We start from the raw sequence: 20,211 nt of genomic DNA on the forward strand, positions 1-20,211 counted from the left end.
AATTATTAAGGGGAGCTATACTTGAAGCAGGTTGAAACTTACGGACAAGCCCATGAACCGCTTGATAACAACAATTGGTATCGCTTCCCTTGGCTTTTCATTTAATGCTTTTGCGGCGCAATCAATCTATTGTCCGCAAAATCATGGCTATATTAACCTGGGCATGTCGGTTCCTCAGGTTCTTGCCGCCTGCGGTCAACCTCTGAGTAGGCAACAATCCAATACTCCTGTCATGCAAAAAGTCCCGGTCTTACAGTTAATGTATAACAACCAAGGTTCTCAATCTGCTTTTTATGGCGTTTGGTCTTTACCTGTAGGGGTTAATAGTGGTGCTCAATTACAAGTCAACATTATTGATAATAAAGTGAGTAGCGTAAGCCTCAATGGCAGTAACACCAATGCTTTTTCCATATGCGGTGGTTCAATGATTCAAGTTGGGGATCCTGTTAGTAAAGTTTATGGAGCTTGTGGCAATCCCTCGCTTGTTAATAACACCTTTATTAATCAGCCTATCGAAAGTAATCAAAAACCCGAAATATGGACCTATCAAACTGACCAATTCCAAACCCCATTTAGCTTGACTTTTGTTAATGGCAAATTACAATCCATCGATTAATTGACTGCCGGAAACACATTCATGAGTGAAACCATCGATGATTTAACAATTGCTTACAGCGAAAATGGTACTGAAACCGTCAAAGAATTAGATAAGCACGTTTTGTCGAAGGGAGCCTGGACCACCATCATGTTTCGCTACCAGGACTGGGACAATGCAAAACAAGATTTTGGTCCTGTAAAATATTCAATCAGACGCTATCAAAAGAAAAATAATCAGTATTGGATGAAATCAAAATTCAATATTTCCAGTGAAGATCAAGCGCGTAAAATTATTGAGGTTCTGACTGATTGGTTAGGCGAAAAGAAATAAATTGGCAGGTTTTACTTGCCACAGCTATTTGCGCTATAAACACCCATATCGCCTGAGCAATAAATTTGTCCTGTAGGACCTGAGGTTCGAGCATCATTTCCAAACATCGTACCGCCCAAATAGCCAAGAAATGATGGTAAAAATAGCAACACAATAGCAATGCAAGCCTGACTAATAGCCTGTCCAATAGTGACTTGTGTGGGATTATCTTTGTGTTGTTTAAATTTCATAATAGCTACGATAACAAAGGCTAATCCGCCTATATAACTTATTGCGGTGATAAGCTTTGCCAAACTGGTAAAGGAATTTGTAATGGATGTAGACATATTACCCAGAGTTGGGGTTGAGGCAACTGCCCCCCACAATTCAGGGATAACCATCATTGCTAAGAAAGCTATTAATTTCAATCGAATAGACATGTTAGCCCGAATAAATAATTGCTTTGTTGTTTTGATTTACCTTTTCTATTTAGAAGTATAGCTTAAATCCATAAGCTATCTCTCTACTGGATGACAAGTAATATTGTACCTCTGCAAATACGTCATCCCATTTAAGATAATTGTTATTCCATTGATCATAATAAAATGCAGCTACTTGAAGAGTTCCTTATCCTATTGCAATTGGATAATATTCCGACATTTTTTGAATCCACGCGTAAACTCCTTTATAATCGTTGCCATTTTCCATTTCGTTATTGGATGCCACTTGCATGAAATATCGTTCCATTGCTTTATTATTAACGCCGGTGGTTGTTCTTTCAATAATTTATTTTTCTTTTCCCACAACACCAAAATTGCATGGACGAACGACAGAGCCTAAACCCATTACGGTAGAAACAGCTCCCGTTACCGAAAGAGTTCTTGCTGATCAATTTGAAACCATAGGCAGTCTTGCAAGTACTGATAATATTGATATTAGTTCTGAATTAGCAGGACAGATTGCTGCAATTTATTTTAAACCAGGTGCCAATGTAAAAAAGGGTACCTTACTTATTCAACTGGATGCCACTGTTTTAAAAAGCGAGTTAGCTAGTGCCAATGCTAATTTAGCATTAAGTGAAACAAGTTATGAGCGCACAAGTGAATTAGCAAAAAGAAAACTTGCTTCTGCCCAGGCGCTTGATCAAGCTTTAGCTGATTTACGTGAAAAACAAAATACAGTTAAAGCAAAGCAGGCTCAACTTGAAAAATTGAGTTTACGCGCCCCCTTTTCTGGAACTTTAGGCTCAAGACAAGTAAGTGTTGGTCAGTATGTTAAAGTCGGACAACCTTTAGTCCGGTTAGTTGCTAATCAAAAATTGCGGGTCGAATATAATTTACCTGAACGTTACTTGCCTCGTTTAGAAGAGGGTCAACAAGTGACTGTCGTATCAGATGCGTTCCCAGGTCAGCTCTATCAAGGATTTGTTAATTATATTGATCCAGCTGTTGATAAGGATACCAGAACCATCGCTGTTGAAGCATTAATCGATAATAAGCAAAATCTCTTATCTGCAGGACTTTTTGTCCGTGTTAGACATGAGTTTGGTGGGAAGAAAAAAAGGCTTCTGATTCCCGAGGAAAGTTTAATTCCTACTATTAATGGACAAAAAGTTTTCGTCTTGCGCAATGCAAAAGCCGTCGCCGTACGGGTCAAAACGGGCGCGCATCATGGGGCAATGACTGAAATCTGCAGTGGTTTAACCATCGATGATGTTATCATTGTGCGAGGTCAGCATAAATTGAGGGAAGGTAGTCCTGTTATTGACATTCATCAAGGATAAAAACGATGGCGATTTTTTCAGAGCTTTGTATCAAACGCCCTGTTTTCACAATTGTTTTATCGCTACTTTTGGTGATTACCGGCATTCTTCACTATAACAAATTGGTTATCAGACATTTACCCAACATTGATAAACCGGTAGTTCATATTGCCACGGATTATGAAGGAGCTAGCCCAGAACTGGTTGAAAAGGAAGTCACTATCCCAATTGAGAATGTGTTATCAGGCGTTTCAGGGATTGATTCTTTACGCTCAACAAGCCTACTTGGTAAGAGTCGCATTAACATCGATTTCCAACTGGGTGTTGATATTAATGAAACCATCAGCGACATTCGCAATAAATTATCAGCAATACAAGCGAAATTACCCAAAGATAGTCATCCCCCCACTGTGAGTAAGAATGATGCAGATGCTAATCCAGTATTAATGCTAGGATTTCATGATGAAAGCAAAACACCGCTTGAAATCACTGATTATGCAAATCGTTTTATTAAACCTGTTTTACAAGAAATAAAAGGTGTAGGCGAAGTCGTTTATCACGGTAGCCGTGATTACGCTGTCAAAATAGAGTTAGACCCTGTAAAAATGGCCGCTTATCAAGTCACGGTGGCACAAGTAAAGAAAGCGCTTACGCAACAAAATATTGATGTTCCCAGTGGTCAAATTAAAAGTAGCAATCGTTTTTACACCGTCGTTACCCATGCTCGTTTGCAAGACGCTAAACATTTTGCAGATTTAGTCATTGCACAACACAATAACCAGCCAATTCACTTAGGCGAAATCGCTTCTGTCACTGTAGGGAGTGAGCATGAAGACAATTTACTTCGTATCAATGGCAAACCTGCCGTTGGACTAGCTATCCTTGCGCAATCAACAGCAAATCCCATTGATGTGGCTGCTGAAGTAAAGAAAACTATTAATTCTCTCGAACAAACCTTACCGCCTCATTTTAAAATTCAACTGGTTTTCGATTCAACTTTGTTCATTAAACAATCCATTCATGAGGTTTATAAAACTTTTTTTGAAGCTATTTTATTCGTTGCCACCGTTGTTTTTTTATTTATAGGTAATTTGCGCGCTGCCATCATTCCAATAATTACCATTCCTATCTGTCTTATCAGTGCTTTTTGGCCAATGTATTTATTGGGGTTTGAACTAAATATAATTACTCTCTTAGCAATGGTATTAGCAATCGGACTTGTGGTAGATGACGCCATTGTTGTCCTGGAAAACTGTCATCGCCATATGCAAACTGGATTATCTCCTTTGGAAGCTGCTATTAAAGGAAGTAATGAAATTATTTTTGCCATATTAGCCATGACCATTACATTGGCAGCAGTCTATGCTCCGATGGGATTTGTTTCTGGTTTTACTGGAAAATTATTTTTACAATTTGGCATCACCTTAGCAGTGAGTGTTCTTATCTCAGGCCTAATCGCTTTAAGCTTATCCCCTATGATGTGCTCCAAGTTGCTAAACAATAAGGAAAGTCGTTATAGCCATTGGCTAGACCAACAATTCGAGAGATTAAGCACACGCTATTCTCAAAGTTTAAATTTTACGCTCAAACACCCACTGATTCTGGGATTTATTATCCTGTGTTGTTGTTTAATTGGTTTTTTTTGTTACCAACAAGTAGGTGCTGAATTGGCTCCTGCCGAGGATCAAGGCTACATTATTGGTTCACTCTCCTCCCCTACCAATTCCAGTACACGTTATACAGACCAGTATACTCAAGAACTCGAAACTATTTATGAAAAAATACCGGAAAAAGCTGCTTATTTAACCTCCATTAGACCAACTTCCGCGTTTACTCTGTTAAAACTTACCCCCTGGAAAGAACGTCAGCGTAAGCAAAAGGAAATCAGTAATGACCTTAGTGAACAAATGCAAACGATTACAGGTGTGAATGTTTTTCCTGTAAGTCCCAATCCGTTAGGACACCACAGTGGCAATAGTCAATTTAATTTAGCTTTGTTAGGAAATACTTCTTATTTGAGACTCAATGAAATCAGCAGTGAAATAGTAAAGATCCTGGATGATTATCCTGGCTTAAGACACATTAAAAATACCTTGGCTCTTGATAGTGAACAGATTGACATTGAAATTGATAGACAATTAGCAACTGACCTAGATGTTAATTTGGCTGATGTAGCGGAATTGCTATCGACCATGTTGGGAGGAAGTAATCCTGCCAATTTTACTTATGAAGGACAAGCTTATAAAGTCATTCTTCAAGTGAAGCAAGCAGAGCGACGAGATGTGGCCGTGCTTAATAAATTGTATGTGCAAAGTGGGCGAGGGAAAATGATTCCTTTATCCACTTTAATTAATGTTCACACCACCATAGGTCCAGACAGTTTACCGCATTTAAATCGCATGCGCAGTGCCAGTATTAGTGCCGAACTCGGCCCTACTGCTCATCTTGATGAAGTTATCAGTGATGTACAAAAGATTTTACAGGCAAAACTCCCTGATGATATTCAATATCGCTTTACTGGTGCTATTAAAGATTATCTGGAAGCAGCAGGCAGCAGTTTCTATGCTTTCTTGTTGGCACTATTGTTTATTTATCTTGTTTTGGCCGCGCAATTTGAAAGTTTTATTGACCCTTTCATTGTTTTATTAAGCGTACCTTTAAGCTTGGTTGGCGCAATCTTGACCCTTTTTCTTTTTAACGAAAGTTTATCTATCTATAGCAACATAGGCATTATCACCTTGATTGGGCTTATCACAAAGCATGGCATTATGATTACTGAGTTCGCGAATAAACAAATTATTTTAGGTCGCGACAAAATAACCGCAGTTCTGGAAGGCGCACGGATTCGACTTAAACCCATCTTAATGACAACCTTAGCCATGATTCTTGGTGCTCTCCCCTTAGCTATGGCAGCGGGAGCTGGCAGTGAAAGTCGCCAACAATTAGGATTAGTTATTATTGGCGGCATGTTAGTTGGTACATTCTTTTCTTTATACATTGTTCCCCTTGCCTATCTTCTTATTTCGAGACGAAAAGTAGAGAAGAATGTCCTTGAAGAAACAAGTACCAATGAAGTTCTTGGCGAATTAGATTTTAAAAGAATAGGTTGATATCGGCACTTGTGTTTTATAGTTTGATTTTAAAATACAATTATTCAGGTTAACTATAATTAAGGACTATCTATGAAAGGACTTGTAATTTTTATTTTAATGGTCGTGCATACTTGCCTCGGCGCCAAAACCACAACTTTTACTGCCTGCTCTAGTAAATATGCACTTTGTACCACAGCAAAATGTAGCCCCATTGCAGGAAAAAAGGGATTGGTTAATTGTGATTGTAATGTAAAAACCGGCTATTCTGCTGGTACTAAACAATGTAAACCTGTAAAAGAAACAAAGCATGGACAACTTATTTATTCGCGGTATTATCCGATTAAAAGCTATGTCAGCTGTGCAAACAATCGTCCCTGGGCTTGGTGTTTGGATAAACCCTGTATCATCGATAAAAAAGATCCTGCAAAAGCAACTTGTATTTGTTCTTTAGTAAAAAATTTAGGTGACTATATTATCGTTGCTGATAATTATGAAAATACAACTTGTACCACTGGCATTATTTCTTCAGCTACGGTTGCCCAGTCTAAGCAGATTACTCATTTCTTAAAAACGCAAAAAAATCTTCAGCCTTTCCCGATTAAGGTGCTTAATCCTAAACAATAATGCCCTTTGATTTAAATTTTTGTCATTCCCACCTGCGCGGGAATGACATTATATAAACACTCACCCAACAGATTTCATGAATTATCAAAAACAGGTGATCACACGCTATATCGATCCCGCCCTAAATTTATAATTTGATTTTCCTGCAAAAGATCGCTATGTTATGTCATTCGTTTTAGCTGATGGTTTACCCAAGATGCAAGAAACGCCCAACTCACTGGATTTCTCTCAACTATCCCCTGATGAGATTGCCCGCCTGCTTGACCAACATAATCTTCGCCTGACTGTTAAAGAAGCATTAACCATTCAAAATGTCTTGCTAAAAAGACCGCCAACTTATGCTGAATGCGTATTATGGTCTATACAGGGCTCAGAGCATTGTTCTTATAAAAGCAGCCGTAAACATCTTAATCGATTTAATACAAAAGCCCCGCATGTCATTCTTGGTCCCAAAGAAGATGCTGGAATTGTAGCTGTGGCCACAGATAATCAAGGCATGCGCTATGGTATTGTTATCAGTCATGAATCTCATAATCATCCTTCACAACTGGTTCCTTACGAAGGCGCTGCAACAGGTGTTGGTGGCAATGTACGAGATGTTTGTTGTATGGGAGCAGAGGTTATTGCGGTAGCTGATTCCTTGCGTTTTGGCGATATTAATCGCGCTAAGACCAAATGGATTCAGGATGGTGTCGTGCGCGGAATTGCCGGTTATGCTAATCCACTAGGAATTCCTAACTTGGCAGGCGATACTTATTATGACGAAGCTTATAACGAAAACTGTCTGGTGACACTTGTCACGCTTGGCGTGGTTCGCGAAGATCAGATAATTCATTCTTACGCCCCGGCGAATGCAACAAATTATAAATTTGTTCTAATTGGTAAACCTACAGACAATAGTGGTTTTGGTGGGGCAGCTTTTGCTTCCTCAACGCTAGGAGAAGATCAACAGGAAAAAAATAAGGGGGCCGTGCAAGAGCCAAACGCTTTTTTGCAACGACACCTATTGAAAGCTAACTACGCTTTTTTTGAATTACTACGTGAACGTAACCTCATCGACCAAGTGGGTTTTAAGGATTTAGGTGCAGGAGGGATTGCTTGCGCAACTGTCGAACTGGCAGAAGCAGCTGGCTATGGTGCTGAAATTAATCTTGAATTAGTGCCCACTAGTATGAACAACTTATCACCTGCGGTTATCTTGTGTTCTGAGACACAAGAGCGTTTTATGTGGGTAATTCCTGAAAGTTTAGTTGACACCTTATTATCCCATTATAATGAACGCTTTGCCTTACCTGATATTTGTGAAGGTGCCAAAGCTACGGTTATTGGTGATTTAAAAGACGATGGCATGTATGTAGTTAACTATCAAGGTAAGACGATTGTTTCTGCCAAAGCGCAAGACATCACCCGAGGAATTCTTTACGATAGACCCTATCACCCTAAGAAACAATTTTATAAAGAACCTGCTTCTTTTTCGGAAATTGATTTTAACAAGACATTGCTCTCTCTTTTAGCGCATGAAAACATTGCCTCTCGTGCACCAATTTTTGAAACCTATGACAAGCAAGTGCAGGGACGAAGTGTGCTGGAGCCTGGTTGGGCTGATGCAGGGCTTATTACACCATTTAACGAAGACAAATATCCAGCAGAAATCCGTAATACAGGTGTTGCTTTATCACTTGATCATAATCCACGCTACTGCAAAATTGATGCTTATTGGGGTGCCGTGAATGCCGTTTTTGAATCGGTTCGCAATATTATTGCAGTAGGTGCATGGCCCTTGGCATTAACGGATTGCCTTTGCTTTGGTAATCCAGAAAATCCTGTCCACATGGCTGAATTTGTTGAAGCAGTACAAGGTATTGTGGATGCCTGTAAGGCAGTAAAGATGATTGATGACACCAAAGTGAGCTTACCCATTATTTCTGGAAATGTTTCACTTTATAATGAATCCAATCAAGGTTCTATTCCCCCAAGTCCTATCATTAGTTGTCTTGGCGCCATGAACGATTTCTCCAAAGCGCTAACCTATGACTTAAAAAGACCCCATTCAGTCTTGATATTGATTGGTGAGCGTAAAGATGAATGTGGTGGCAGTATTTATTATCAACTTCATCAACACCTAGGCAGCCAATTACCCAGGCCAGATTTGGCTTCTTTTGCTAATGAAATTGCCGCGGTACATACTGCTATTCAACAAGAATTAATCCTCTCCGCTCATGACATTTCCGAAGGAGGAATTGCTGTCACCTTGGCAGAAATGAGTTTTAAAAACAAAATTGGTGTCAATGTTTCTTTGCCAGGATCCTTACCTGATGACAAAAAATTATTTTCAGAAACGGGTGGCTTTATTCTTGAGGTTTCTCCAGAAAATCTAAATTACGTCAAACAGTTGCTTAAGACACGCACCGTTTCATTCTCAGTAATCGGTGAGACAACCGCAGATCCTATTCTTGCTATTAACTCAGTTATTAATTTATCCATTAGTACAGCGAGCATCGCCTGGGAAAATGGGTTACGAGGGAGATTCATATAATGCCTGGCATTGATTATAAAGCCGCAGGAGTCGATGTCGAAGCAGGAAATGAAGCCGTGCGACGGATTAAACAATCCGTTGAAACGACTTTTTCTCCAAACGTAATGACTAACATCGGTGGTTTTGGAGCAATGTATGATTTAAAGACGCTCATGGAGAGTTACAAGCATCCGGTATTGGTACAAAGTATCGATGGTGTGGGTACAAAAATGATGGTAGCCAAGATGATGCAAAAATTTGATACCATCGGCATTGATTTGGTTAGCGCAACTACTAATGACATTCTCGTCATGGGAGCAAAACCACTTACGCTTTTAGACTATATTGCCAATGAGCGCTTAAAACCTGAGATAATCGAACAAATTATTCAAGGTATCGTTTTAGGTTGTCGTGAAAATGGTATTTCACTCGTTGGCGGTGAAATGGCTGAAATGCCAGGGACTTACCATACTGGTGAGTTCGATTTAGTCGGTGTCATTACCGGTGTTGTGGAGAAGGAAAAAGCAATATTAGGACGAGAAATAGCAGTAGGTGATATTGTTCTTGCCTTCTCTTCCAACGGTTTACACACCAATGGCTACTCTCTTGCGCGCAAACTGCTTTTTGAAATCGCAGGCTATCGCGTAGAGTCTCATTTTCAGGATTTTTTTCATACTATCGGTGAGGAACTTCTGCTGCCGCATAGTAATTACACGAAACCTGTTTTGGGAATACTGGAAAAAAATATCCCCATTAAAGGTATGGCTCATATTACAGGTGGCGGTTTATTAGAAAATATTCCGCGTATTTTGCCTGCTGGCTGTGCCGTAGAAATCCATAAAAAACACATTCCTGAACGTCCAATTTTTAATTTATTACGACGCCTAGGCAATCTGGATGATCAGCAAATGTATCGCACATTTAATATGGGGGCAGGCCTGGTATTATTTATCTCACCTGAGGTTCTTTCTTCCCTACAAGAAACATTAAATGATTTTCCAGACTTCCCACTTTATGAAATTGGCCGAGTAATTAACCATACGGACAAAAAGGTGTGTTTATTATGATACGAATCGGCTTAATCCAGTTTCCTGGCTCCAATTGTGAACGTGAAACTGCATTGGCAGTGAAACGTGCCGACATGGAGCCGATTGAATTCCTATGGAACGAATCCCTCACAAAACTTCGTGATTTTGATGGCTATATTCTGGTGGGTGGTTTTTCTTATGAAGACCGCTCGCGTGCCGGAATTATTGCCGCTCTTGATCCAGTAATACAAGAAATTAAGGCACAAAGTGAAGAAGGAAAACCAGTACTAGGCATTTGTAATGGTGCGCAAATACTTGTTGAATCCGGAATGGTGCCCGGATTTTTAGATAGTACCAATGCAAAGATCGCGTTAACCGAAAATAAACGTGTCTTAGACGGCAAAATTTTAGGTACCGGTTTTTATAATGCTTGGGTTAATATTCGCCAACCAAAGTATTGCCACACTAACGCGTTTACTCGCCATTTAACACCACAGCAAATCATAAATCTCCCCATTGCTCATGGTGAAGGCCGCTTTATTATGCCTGACCAAGTACTTACCCAGCTCATCGAGAAAGGATTGCATCTTTTTCAGTACTGTGACGCAGCAGGGCAGATCATTGATAATTTTCCTGTAAATCCCAATGGTTCAATGGCCAGTCTTGCGGCCGTGTCTAACCAGGCAGGAAATATATTAGCGATAATGCCGCACCCGGAGCGGACGCCCAACGGGGATCTCATTTTTAGATCGATGCGTGATTACATTCTAGAAAATGAACAACGCAAAACTCCCTCCCTTCCTCTTCTCTCCAATAACATCAAACCTCAACCGCTTCCCAAACCAGTTGATTATCATGAATGCGTAGTCAAACTAATCATTACTGACAATCATGCATTAACTGTTGAAAAAACATTAAGAAAACTAGGGTTTCCAGTCACGGTCCGTCGTTTCAAACATTGGGAAATCGATTGTGATTCCGTATCAATACTGGCCGAGGTTAAAAAAAGTGGCGTTTTATACAGCGAGCGAAAAGAAAAAGAAGTCTCATTATCTGAATCACAAGAACACACGCTAACTTATCTTGTAAGACCAAAGGAAGATTTAATGGGTCAACAGACTGTACAAATCCTTAAAGATCATTACTCCATTGAATCAATCAATCAAATTAAGTCTGGCATTTTGTGGCAATTTACAAGTGATAACAACGATATCCACGAATTAATCGATAACATCCTCTCAACCAACATTATAGGTAATCAGTATGCACATGAATGCTACCAATATCGCTAATTATCGTCGGGAAATTCAAGCAACAATTCCTTTTTGTCTTCATCAAACCAACTTGCCTATTAATCATAAGACTCAAGGCAAAGTAAGAGATTTTTACGATTTAGGAGAACAAATCCTGCTGGTTACTACCGACAGATTAACAGCATTTGATAGACATTTGGCAGTTATTCCTTACAAAGGACAAGTTTTAAATTTAACAAGTGCATGGTGGTTTGAGCAAACAGCTAATATTGTCCCTAATCACCTGGTTGCTGTTCCCGATCCGAATGTTGTCATTGCCAAAAAATGTACTGTATTCCCTATTGAATTTGTTGTCAGAGGGTATATTACGGGGACCACCAATACCTCATTATGGACCCAATACAATCAAGGAGTTCGCGAATACTGCGGACATGTATTTCCAGAAGGTCTTAAGAAAAATCAAAAACTTCCACACGCTGTACTCACACCAACTACAAAAGAAAAACTCCATGATAGACCTATCTCCCCACAAGAAATTATTACTGAAGGATGGATGACCGAAGAAGATTGGTTGCAAGCAAGCGAATTAGCACTTCGTTTGTATCATACCGGCGTGGAAATTGCTAAAAAGCATGGCTTGATTTTAGTCGATACCAAATATGAATTTGGCCGTGACAAGGCTGGTAATATTATTGTTGTTGATGAAATTCACACCCCTGATTCTAGCCGCTACTGGCTGGCTGATACTTATCAGACTCGCATGGCTCAAGAATTGGAACCGGAAAATATCGATAAAGAATTCCTACGCTTATGGTTTGCTAAAAATAGTGATCCCTACAAGGATGAAAACCTGCCTGAAGCACCAGAACAATTAATTACAGAGCTAGCTTCACGATACATTCAACTTTATGAAATGATTACCGGCAATTCTTTTACTTTTGGTGAGCATAAAGAACCGGTGCAGGAACGAATCTTGCGCAATATTGCAACTTATTTAAGGTAGACGACATGTGCGGCATTGTCGGTATTTACAGTCACCAACCCATTGCCTCCGAACTTTACGATAGCCTCATTCACTTGCAGCATCGTGGCCAAGACGCAGCGGGTATACTCACTTGCGATCAACGATTCCATACCAAGCATGGTTTAGGTTTAGTGCAGGAAATTTTTACTTCTGAAAATATTTCGCCGCTTAAGGGGAATATGGGCATTGCTCATGTGCGCTACCCCACGGCTGGTGGCTATACAGAATCCGATGTTCAGCCGTTGTGGATTGGAAGCCCAAGAGGTATTGCCTTAGCCCATAATGGCAATTTATCAAATTACCATGAACTGGCAGAAGAAATCCGCACCAGGCAGCATCGTCATCTTAATTCTTCGTTGGACTCGGAAGTTTTATTACTCATGCTGGCAGATGAATTATCTCGCTCGTCCACAGAAGAAGATGATGATATCTTTTTTAATAAACTCTGCCAGGCGGTAAGTCAGATCTTCCATAGCATAAAAGGTGCTTATTCTATTGTCAGTGTAGTTATTGGAAAGGGGTTGATTGCCTTTCGCGATCCGCATGGGGTTCGGCCTTTGGTATGGGGAACGCGCGAAAATTCCGATGGCACTCTGGATACCATGTTTGCTTCGGAAACCACCCCCTTTTACGCATTAGGATTTACCCCTCAAGGCGATATTCAACCCGGTGAGGTTGCTTATGTTAATGATTCAGGCATGTACCGCCGCCGTATTATCACCACGGCTGAATTCAGACCCTGTGTGTTTGAATACATTTATTTTGCTCGCCCGGATGCAACGTTAAATAATGTTAGTGTTTATCGTGCGCGATTACGCATGGGACAAAATCTTGCGCATGCGTGGAAAGAACAATATCCCGAGCTCATTCCTGATGTTGTTATTCCTGCGCCATTTACGGCAAATACGGCTGCTTTATCGTTTGCTCATGAACTGGGAGTTCGCTACTCCGAAGGATTATACAAAAATCCATTTATTGGTCGGACATTTATCATGCCCAATCAAAAGGAAAGAAAACGGAGTATCCGCTATAAACTGACCCCGCAACGGACTGAGATTCAAAATAAAACAGTGCTTATTGTTGACGATAGTATCGTTCGTGGCACGACATCACGTGAAATTGTCAAAATGGTGCGAGAATATGGTGCAAAAAACATCTATTTTGTTTCTACTTGCCCGCCCATCAAACACCCCTGTTTCAACGGTATTGACATTCCTTCTCGTAAAGAACTTATTGCAGCGAATCAAACTGAAGAAGAAATCGCAAAATATTTAGGCGTAGATATTCTAATGTATCAATCTCAACCCGATCTTATTGAAGCAGTGACTCGCAAAGGCAAACATGAAATAAAACGTCCTTGTCTGTCCTGTATGGACGGGGATTATTTTTGCAATGCCATAACACCTGCAAAAATGTTGCAATTAGAGCAAGAACGGCAACTTAATCGACCGATAACCAGTGAAGCATAATGAGGATTTAACACCATGAAAATTCTTCTTATTGGTTCTGGTGCCCGCGAACATGCCATAGTGAGAGCCTTAGCACGTTCGCCTAAAAAAACAGAGCTCTATTGCTATGGAAATTTTATTAATCCAGGTATTAAACAATTAACTGCTGATTATTCTCAGGGCATCATCACCGATTGTGCAACAATTATTACTCTTGCCAAGAAATGGGGAATCGAATTAGTTATCATAGGTCCTGAAGCACCACTTGAGCAGGGCCTGGCTGATGCTTTATGGCAAGAAAAAATTCCAACTATCGGGCCTAAAAAAGCTTTGGCCAAAATTGAAACGAGCAAAATTTTCGCTCGTGAATTAATGAAAAAATACCATATTCCAGGCTCACCGCAGTGGCAAAAATTTAATGATCTTGAACATGTAGAAGAATTTCTCAAGGAGTTAGGTGAAAACAATTATGTTATTAAAGCAAACGGTCTCATGAGTGGCAAAGGGGTAAAAGTTGCTGGAGAACATTTGCATTCATTTACGGAGGCCAAAGCCTTTTGCCAAGAAATTATTGATAAAAAACAAAGCATTATTATTGAGGAAAAACTTCTTGGGCAAGAGTTTTCTTTCATGTGTTTTGCAGATGGTGAACGTCTTATTCCCATGCCATTGGTACAGGATCACAAACGTGCCTATAATGGGGACCAGGGTCCAAACACTGGGGGAATGGGAAGTTATAGTGACAAAAATCACCAGCTTCCATTTTTAACACCCAATGAAGTTGAACTGGCGTTTGCCATTAATAATGCCGTTTTTCATGCATTAACTACTGAATGCAAGGAAAAATATATTGGTATTTTGTATGGCAGTTTTATTGCCACAAAAAATGGAATTTATGTGATTGAATTTAATGCTCGTTTTGGTGATCCCGAAGCCTTAAATGTCCTGGCTATTCTCCAATCGGATTTTGTTGAGCTTTGCAGCGCCATGGTTCAGGGCAATTTAACAGCGGAACAAGTCAAATTTTATGAGCAAGCTACTGTTTGCAAATATGCTGTACCCAAAGGATATCCTGATACGCCAGCCAAAGATTTTGTGATTGATTGCAGTAAGGTAGAAGATAAATCCCATCTATACCTGTCCTCTGTAAATCAAATTGATGATCAACTGATTGCTACCGGTGCACGTACAGCTGCTTATGTTGGTATTGGTGACAACATTTTTACTGCCGAAAAACGAGCAGAAGATGGAATTTCAGTCATTGAAGGTCCCTTATTTCATAGGGAAGATATAGGGACACAACGTTTAATTCAACATCGAATTGAAGCCATGTTAAGGATACGTCAATGATTCGCTTAGGTATATTAGGCTCAACCCGCGGGAGCAATTTGGACGCTCTTGTTGAAGCTATCAATAAGGAAAATTTATCGGCATCCATTGAGATTGTTATCAGTAATAAAATTGATGCTCCAATCCTGGAAAAAGCCACCAACTTTGGCATCAAATCAGTCTTCGCTAATCCCAATGGATTCAGTCGCCAATCGTTTGATTTTTATTTGTCAAATTTGTTTAAACAACATGGCGTCGAGCTCATTGTTTTAATTGGTTATATGCGCATTCTAACATCTCATTTTGTGCTCAATTGGAGTAATCGAATTATTAATGTGCACCCATCGCTATTACCTGCTTTTTCTGGTTTGATGGATCTTGCTGTTCATCAAGCTGTTTTAAAGGCATCTTCTACTGTCACTGGTTGCTCAGTGCATTTTGTAACTGAAGAGGTCGATGCAGGCCCACTGATTTTACAAAAGAAATGTCCTGTATTTATTGATGATACACCTGAAAGTTTAAAATCACGTGTTCAACAACTGGAAGGACAGGCATTAATAGAAGCCATTAAGCAATTGTCGGAATTAGAAGTTAGTTTGCAACTGGATTAGTCGTTTTATAGAAAAACGACTGTATTTTTAGGGGTAATTTGGAGAGGAGTTAATATGTCTAAAGCACTAGTATCCATATTAATGGGTTCGAAATCAGATTGGTCGATTATGGAAGCAGCCAGCCTTATTCTTGAAGAATTAGGTATTCCTCATCAGGTACGCGCATTATCCGCTCATCGAACACCTGATGCATTATTTGACTATCTGCAAACAGCACAGCAGGATGGTGTCGAGGTATTTATTGCCGCCGCAGGCGGAGCAGCTCATTTACCAGGAATTGTAGCAGCAAAAACCTTATTACCTGTCTTAGGCGTGCCTATGCCTTCGACAACCTTTACAGATGGGTTGGATGCATTACTTTCAATTGTTCAGATGCCTGCAGGGATCCCTGTTGGTACATTGGCCGTGGGCAAAGCTGGTGCTATCAATGCCGCTATTTTTGCCGCCACAATTCTTGGAAATAAATATCCTGAATACCGCCTTGCTGTACAAAAATACCGTGAACTGCAGGCTAAAAAAGTACTGGAGAATGCTGCCATTAAAGGCTAATTCTTTAATTTTTGAAAAGAAGATCCTTGGATTCCCCAAGGGTCAACACAACCACAATATCCAATTGTAATGTTCTCTAGAATGAGATACCTATCTTCTAATTTAAGGAGTTTTCGCTTTTAGTCGTTTGAGTTTCAGCTTCAATAATTTTTTCTTTGAGTTGCATGCCCAGGCGATCTATTGGTGCAACTGATTTTTTTCTTTCATGTTCATGAGAAAAAAATCCTTGAGATATCTCACCTTTGGCAGTAGTAGTCACAAACACCTTGGCGACCATTAAAGTGTCGTAGCACAATTTTAATATTTCCGGTTCATTACATGCGTCAAGAATATTTTCAGCAAAAGAACAAAGATAGGGTAATCCTTTTGGATGACCACCCTCGATAGCCCCAGTAACAAAAGTCATTGCAGTTTTCAATAGAGTTAATCGTCTTGGATTATCAGTGGGCATATTTAAAAAGTCTATTACTAATTTTAATGAGAACTCTGCTATGAAGTTAGTGTCTGAAGTTTTAATGGCAGCAAATTGCGTGAGTTTATCCTGTAATTTTTCTACAAAAACGGGGTCATTAGCCTCAATAGACAATAAAATCTGAATTCCAAGATGATGGTAACTGTTTAGACAAGTATTGTTGTTATTACATGACATTAGCATGTTATCTACAAGAATCAGCTTTTCTTCTATATTTTCAAGTTGGATTACATAATTGACTAAGGCTTTTATAGCTGGCATGTTGTTTGAATTAATTGCAATATTTAGCGATCTTGAAATTTGGTCTATTGTGAAATTCTGACTAAGCAGGTAATTAATTGAGCGCTCGGTGTTAACAAACAAGTCTCCTGCTAAATCTGAGGCTAGTTCAAGAGCATTCATTCCATCAGCATTTGTTTTTTTTGGGTCCACACCATACTGCAGTAAAATCGGAATAAAATCCGGACGATCCCACATGATAGCAAACTCTAGAAGTGATAAATTGGAATGAGATGCTTCTATATTTTCTTGATTAATGAGGGCGCGAAACTCTTCAACCTCACCAAATTTAATTGCATTGAATAATTTTTCAATTTCATCTGCAGGTTTTGAATAAGTCTCGTTAAATTCAAAATAAAATTCATTACTATTATCATTGTACGCTTTATTAAAAGATTGAAATAAGTAGCCAACCGCTGCTTGGAGTGTAGCAAATACTTTACCACCCATTTTACGCTCATAGTCACTGAAAAAAGTTTCATTAGGATCAAATACAATATATTGACCAGTCGAGGTTTTATGCATACCTATGGAATGAATTGGTGTTGAAATGACCAAGGTATTTTCTTGTTGAAACGCAATTTCTAATTCTGTGAAACATTTTTGTTGATCCATACCCACAGAAGACTCTTCTATAGATTGAGCATTCCGCTCATAGGAATAAACTGCTCTAGTACCAACAGGAGGAGAGTGGATTTTTTTTAAAATCTCTGAGACTTTAAGAAGAAATTGGCCAGGATCTGTTATTAACTCCAACTGAGTAAAATAACTATCCACACTACTATGTTTTATGGATTCTGACCAAAGTTTACATAGCAAATGGCATATACCAGTAGGACTTAAAAGAGGGATTTGGATGTTATATTCTTCGTTACAGAGCCCAATCGTAATTGAGTTTGCTATCTGGATTAATTTATCTTGACCTTCCCATCGATTTGGCATGATTTTCTACAATCGAAAAATCGTTCAATTAGATAAAATATAGACTACTTTGGAGATAAAATTTGGCCTTAGCACAAGGCTTAATTGCATTTACCAGGTTTTACACCTGTCAATAATTTTGGCGTGCATAAAAATGAGGCTCGAAACGGTATTAAATTAGATCTTATTGGTGAGAATGATGCGATGAAGAATTATTCTTCCGGCCAAACCCCGTCGATATCTCGACATATTAGTAAAAATGTATTTTTTACTGATGCTGAAATTTTCTCTTATCAAAGCTTTGCTAGATCTGTATTTTGGAATACACCTATTCCTCAGCTAAAAGACCATGCCACTATTGAGGGCAATGATCTTAATCATAAAGTAGAACTGTAATGAGAAAATATTGGCAGTTCTAAAACTCTCTTGTCGTTAGAATTCCATTCTAACGAAGTTGTTGTATATTAATTTTAAATTAATATACATATTCTGCAGTGTCCCGTTGCGAAAATAAATAACTGTTCATCTTCAGAAACCACTCTTTTTTCTCGATAGTGAGATACTCATAAATTTAACAATTTCTTAATAAAAAATGGGTATAATTCCTTGGCAATTATTTGTAACTTGTCGCGAGGAGTTATGTCAAAAACACTAGACCAATTTAAGAATAGTTATTATGACTATGTCAAATACAATACAGCATTAGTAGCTCATTTGGCGACGTTCCGTCTTGATTTATTTCTTAAGGTTGCTACTGGAAGATATAATTTTTCAGATGATGTCTGGGCTACATTCGATAATAAGACTGTTGCCGAATTTAAAGCATTGGCAATATATTATCAAATTGGTCAAAAATTACTTCCAATATTATACCCAGACATAACCTGTGAGCCCAAAAAAACCACGCCCCCTGGTGTATTACTTAATCCTCGTAAATTAACTCCGTTACAACTTTCGCAAGCTTTCGACGCCATCAAAGAGATCACTGAACATGCGCTTCATGAGACACTCGCTAATAGACCAGGCACTGAGGTTATATTAGATTTTTTAAAAGCATGTCTGAATTTTTTAATTACTTTAGTAACTTTTGGACAAAAAAAAGATATTTTTAAATCAACTACCTATCATTTAGAAAAAATTAGTAAAATCCAAAACGATATGCACAACATCTTGGATAAGCTAGAGAAGGATGAGAAAGATATAGAACTTGAGAAGCCTACTTTAGTTGGAGCTATCAAGTAACAGTCTTAATCTAAATAGGTAAGGTATTTAACAGCTCCAAAACTACCGAAAATATAGCGCTCCAATAGGGCCTGTGGTCAATACTAATTGGCAACTTCTTGATATACCTTAAATTAATTGATTTAATTTTATACTTACTGTATCATGTGCACACATAATTTGCAAATTACTTGTTAAAGAGAACAATATGACTACTCGTGCTGAGCTTATGGGGAAAGAACTAGGTCTAAACCAATGGGGCAATATGACCTACGATAGAGGGTGGTTAGCAGAATACCTTCCTGGTGAATATGATTATCATGGTTCGAATGGAGAAGGATACTTCCTGGCAAGTTTATGTTTATATCTTTTATCTGAAAACACTGCTCCATCCTCTTTTTTTACTCAAAAAGATGACTATTTATTTTTAGAGCATTTTGTTTTTAAAAATATTCCCAAGGAAACGTTTCTTGCCAAAATGTCAGAGTACACTGATGAGAAACAAAAAGTCGCAGCCATTTGTAGTTTAATAAAATCAGACATTTTGTTATCGACAAACATACGTTTTCATGATTTTTACATAAATGGTTATCAACAAGTTGTATCAGCAATAAACGACAGGCAAAAAATCCAATATTGTCAATGCTTACTTGAGTTATTTAAAAAAGACAAAGAGAATACTAACTGGATACCTCCTTATACTTGGGATAATTTTAGTGAATTATATAAACAACATCAGCTTTCTTTTACCTCTCCCAAAGAGACTACCCCTCAAGAGACTATACCAACAACACCTGTAAAGACTCTTGATGATCTTTTAACAAGTTATTTAAAACAAAGAGCGGCAGTAGTCGATCCCGAGACAGGTAAAACCAAAGACTATTTCCATAGTATTTTTGTTCCATTTCAAAAGAGTTTCCAGCAAAAAAGCGATGCAGTTGAAGCTTTAAAAAGAGCTTTAACGGGGGAGAAAGTGGATTTAGACAAGCATTTGTCAACTTTAAGAAATGGCAAATTAGGGCAAGACTTAAGAGCATTTATTAAATCAGGTCAAGCTGATGAGCTAGTTGGCAACAAAAAAGTTAGAACAGTTAGAGAGTTTGTGGGGGCTCTTGAAGCAAAGATGCTTGCCAGCAACACCAACAGTATTTAAAGTAATTAGCTCAAAAATAGGAC

Annotated in this window: 18 protein-coding genes; 16 read left to right on the forward strand and 2 right to left on the reverse strand. The window is 38.8% G+C overall.

Translation table 11 applies throughout. The annotated features are described in order from the left end of the window. The first annotated feature begins 52 nt into the window (after positions 1-52). Positions 53-616 carry a DUF2845 domain-containing protein gene (locus PXX05_RS10515; RefSeq protein ID WP_275088174.1) on the forward strand — a complete coding sequence of 188 codons (564 nt, stop codon included), beginning with the start codon at positions 53-55 and terminating at the stop codon, positions 614-616. A gap of 21 nt (positions 617-637) precedes the next feature. After that, a complete protein-coding gene (locus PXX05_RS10520; protein ID WP_275088175.1) occupies positions 638-928 on the forward strand; it encodes a hypothetical protein in 291 nt (96 codons plus the stop codon). An 11-nt stretch (positions 929-939) separates the two neighbouring features. Here the strand turns inward: PXX05_RS10520 and PXX05_RS10525 are convergent, their stop codons facing one another. Further along, entirely contained in the window at positions 940-1,347 is a 408-nt protein-coding gene (locus PXX05_RS10525; protein ID WP_420844584.1) for a type IV secretion protein IcmD, read from the reverse strand. Positions 1,348-1,637: 290 nt separating this feature from the next. Between PXX05_RS10525 and PXX05_RS10530 the strand changes: the two genes are divergently transcribed. From PXX05_RS10530 to purE, 11 genes are all read left to right on the forward strand, one after another. After that, positions 1,638-2,690 (forward strand): efflux RND transporter periplasmic adaptor subunit, encoded by a 1,053-nt coding sequence (locus tag PXX05_RS10530; RefSeq protein ID WP_275088176.1) that lies wholly within the window; start codon positions 1,638-1,640, stop codon positions 2,688-2,690. Between the two features lie 5 nt (positions 2,691-2,695). Further along, positions 2,696-5,779: an efflux RND transporter permease subunit gene (locus tag PXX05_RS10535; protein ID WP_275088177.1), complete on the forward strand. Its 3,084-nt coding sequence runs from the start codon at positions 2,696-2,698 to the stop codon at positions 5,777-5,779. A gap of 72 nt (positions 5,780-5,851) precedes the next feature. Beyond that, complete coding sequence (locus PXX05_RS10540) at positions 5,852-6,385, forward strand: hypothetical protein (RefSeq protein ID WP_275088178.1); 534 nt, start codon at positions 5,852-5,854, stop codon at positions 6,383-6,385. 196 nt (positions 6,386-6,581) lie between these two features. After that, positions 6,582-8,921, forward strand: coding sequence for a phosphoribosylformylglycinamidine synthase subunit PurL (purL, locus tag PXX05_RS10545; RefSeq protein ID WP_338034440.1), 2,340 nt, complete (start codon positions 6,582-6,584; stop codon positions 8,919-8,921). Then, positions 8,921-9,967: a phosphoribosylformylglycinamidine cyclo-ligase gene (gene purM / locus PXX05_RS10550; RefSeq protein ID WP_275088180.1), complete on the forward strand. Its 1,047-nt coding sequence runs from the start codon at positions 8,921-8,923 to the stop codon at positions 9,965-9,967. The genes purL and purM overlap by 1 nt, the downstream gene beginning before the upstream one ends. Beyond that, on the forward strand, positions 9,964-11,220 hold the full coding sequence (gene purQ / locus PXX05_RS10555) for a phosphoribosylformylglycinamidine synthase I (RefSeq protein WP_275088181.1): 1,257 nt from the start codon (positions 9,964-9,966) through the stop codon (positions 11,218-11,220). The genes purM and purQ overlap by 4 nt, the downstream gene beginning before the upstream one ends. Then, entirely contained in the window at positions 11,192-12,184 is a 993-nt protein-coding gene (locus tag PXX05_RS10560) for a phosphoribosylaminoimidazolesuccinocarboxamide synthase (RefSeq protein ID WP_420844585.1), read from the forward strand. The genes purQ and PXX05_RS10560 overlap by 29 nt, the downstream gene beginning before the upstream one ends. A 5-nt stretch (positions 12,185-12,189) precedes the next feature. After that, on the forward strand, positions 12,190-13,674 hold the full coding sequence (gene purF / locus PXX05_RS10565; protein ID WP_275088182.1) for an amidophosphoribosyltransferase: 1,485 nt from the start codon (positions 12,190-12,192) through the stop codon (positions 13,672-13,674). Between the two features lie 15 nt (positions 13,675-13,689). Then, positions 13,690-15,003, forward strand: a complete 1,314-nt coding sequence (gene purD / locus PXX05_RS10570; RefSeq protein ID WP_275088183.1) for a phosphoribosylamine--glycine ligase — start codon at positions 13,690-13,692, stop codon at positions 15,001-15,003. After that, on the forward strand, positions 15,000-15,593 hold the full coding sequence (purN, locus tag PXX05_RS10575) for a phosphoribosylglycinamide formyltransferase (protein ID WP_275088184.1): 594 nt from the start codon (positions 15,000-15,002) through the stop codon (positions 15,591-15,593). Before purD ends, purN begins: the two co-directional genes overlap by 4 nt. Before the next feature lie 54 nt (positions 15,594-15,647). Continuing rightward, positions 15,648-16,142 (forward strand): 5-(carboxyamino)imidazole ribonucleotide mutase, encoded by a 495-nt coding sequence (purE, locus tag PXX05_RS10580; RefSeq protein ID WP_275088185.1) that lies wholly within the window; start codon positions 15,648-15,650, stop codon positions 16,140-16,142. 97 nt (positions 16,143-16,239) lie between these two features. Here purE and PXX05_RS10585 read toward each other — a convergent pair whose 3' ends face one another. Continuing rightward, positions 16,240-17,835: a hypothetical protein gene (locus PXX05_RS10585; protein ID WP_275088186.1), complete on the reverse strand. Its 1,596-nt coding sequence runs from the start codon at positions 17,833-17,835 to the stop codon at positions 16,240-16,242. Between the two features lie 84 nt (positions 17,836-17,919). Between PXX05_RS10585 and PXX05_RS10590 the strand changes: the two genes are divergently transcribed. From PXX05_RS10590 to PXX05_RS10600, 3 genes are all read left to right on the forward strand, one after another. Next, a complete protein-coding gene (locus tag PXX05_RS10590) occupies positions 17,920-18,210 on the forward strand; it encodes a hypothetical protein (protein ID WP_275088187.1) in 291 nt (96 codons plus the stop codon). Between the two features lie 243 nt (positions 18,211-18,453). After that, positions 18,454-19,056 (forward strand): hypothetical protein, encoded by a 603-nt coding sequence (locus PXX05_RS10595; RefSeq protein ID WP_275088188.1) that lies wholly within the window; start codon positions 18,454-18,456, stop codon positions 19,054-19,056. 187 nt (positions 19,057-19,243) lie between these two features. Further along, positions 19,244-20,188, forward strand: coding sequence for a hypothetical protein (locus tag PXX05_RS10600; RefSeq protein WP_275088189.1), 945 nt, complete (start codon positions 19,244-19,246; stop codon positions 20,186-20,188). Positions 20,189-20,211 lie beyond the last annotated feature (23 nt).

The sequence above is a fragment of the Legionella cardiaca genome (assembly GCF_029026145.1).
Lineage (GTDB): Bacteria > Pseudomonadota > Gammaproteobacteria > Legionellales > Legionellaceae > Tatlockia > Tatlockia cardiaca.

Excerpts from the sequence above, each read along its gene's own strand:
- purQ (WP_275088181.1), top strand. The coding sequence starts at position 9,964 with ATGATACGAATCGGCTTAATCCAGTTTCCTGGCTCCAATTGTGAACGT.
- purN (WP_275088184.1), top strand. The coding sequence starts at position 15,000 with ATGATTCGCTTAGGTATATTAGGCTCAACCCGCGGGAGCAATTTGGAC.
- PXX05_RS10535 (WP_275088177.1), top strand. The coding sequence starts at position 2,696 with ATGGCGATTTTTTCAGAGCTTTGTATCAAACGCCCTGTTTTCACAATT.
- PXX05_RS10595 (WP_275088188.1), top strand. The coding sequence starts at position 18,454 with ATGTCAAAAACACTAGACCAATTTAAGAATAGTTATTATGACTATGTC.
- PXX05_RS10540 (WP_275088178.1), top strand. The coding sequence starts at position 5,852 with ATGAAAGGACTTGTAATTTTTATTTTAATGGTCGTGCATACTTGCCTC.
- purL (WP_338034440.1), top strand. The coding sequence starts at position 6,582 with ATGCAAGAAACGCCCAACTCACTGGATTTCTCTCAACTATCCCCTGAT.
- PXX05_RS10560 (WP_420844585.1), top strand. The coding sequence starts at position 11,192 with ATGCACATGAATGCTACCAATATCGCTAATTATCGTCGGGAAATTCAA.
- PXX05_RS10520 (WP_275088175.1), top strand. The coding sequence starts at position 638 with ATGAGTGAAACCATCGATGATTTAACAATTGCTTACAGCGAAAATGGT.
- purD (WP_275088183.1), top strand. The coding sequence starts at position 13,690 with ATGAAAATTCTTCTTATTGGTTCTGGTGCCCGCGAACATGCCATAGTG.
- PXX05_RS10530 (WP_275088176.1), top strand. The coding sequence starts at position 1,638 with ATGAAATATCGTTCCATTGCTTTATTATTAACGCCGGTGGTTGTTCTT.
- PXX05_RS10585 (WP_275088186.1), bottom strand. The coding sequence starts at position 17,835 with ATGCCAAATCGATGGGAAGGTCAAGATAAATTAATCCAGATAGCAAAC.
- purM (WP_275088180.1), top strand. The coding sequence starts at position 8,921 with ATGCCTGGCATTGATTATAAAGCCGCAGGAGTCGATGTCGAAGCAGGA.
- purE (WP_275088185.1), top strand. The coding sequence starts at position 15,648 with ATGTCTAAAGCACTAGTATCCATATTAATGGGTTCGAAATCAGATTGG.
- PXX05_RS10515 (WP_275088174.1), top strand. The coding sequence starts at position 53 with ATGAACCGCTTGATAACAACAATTGGTATCGCTTCCCTTGGCTTTTCA.
- purF (WP_275088182.1), top strand. The coding sequence starts at position 12,190 with ATGTGCGGCATTGTCGGTATTTACAGTCACCAACCCATTGCCTCCGAA.
- PXX05_RS10600 (WP_275088189.1), top strand. The coding sequence starts at position 19,244 with ATGACTACTCGTGCTGAGCTTATGGGGAAAGAACTAGGTCTAAACCAA.
- PXX05_RS10525 (WP_420844584.1), bottom strand. The coding sequence starts at position 1,347 with ATGTCTATTCGATTGAAATTAATAGCTTTCTTAGCAATGATGGTTATC.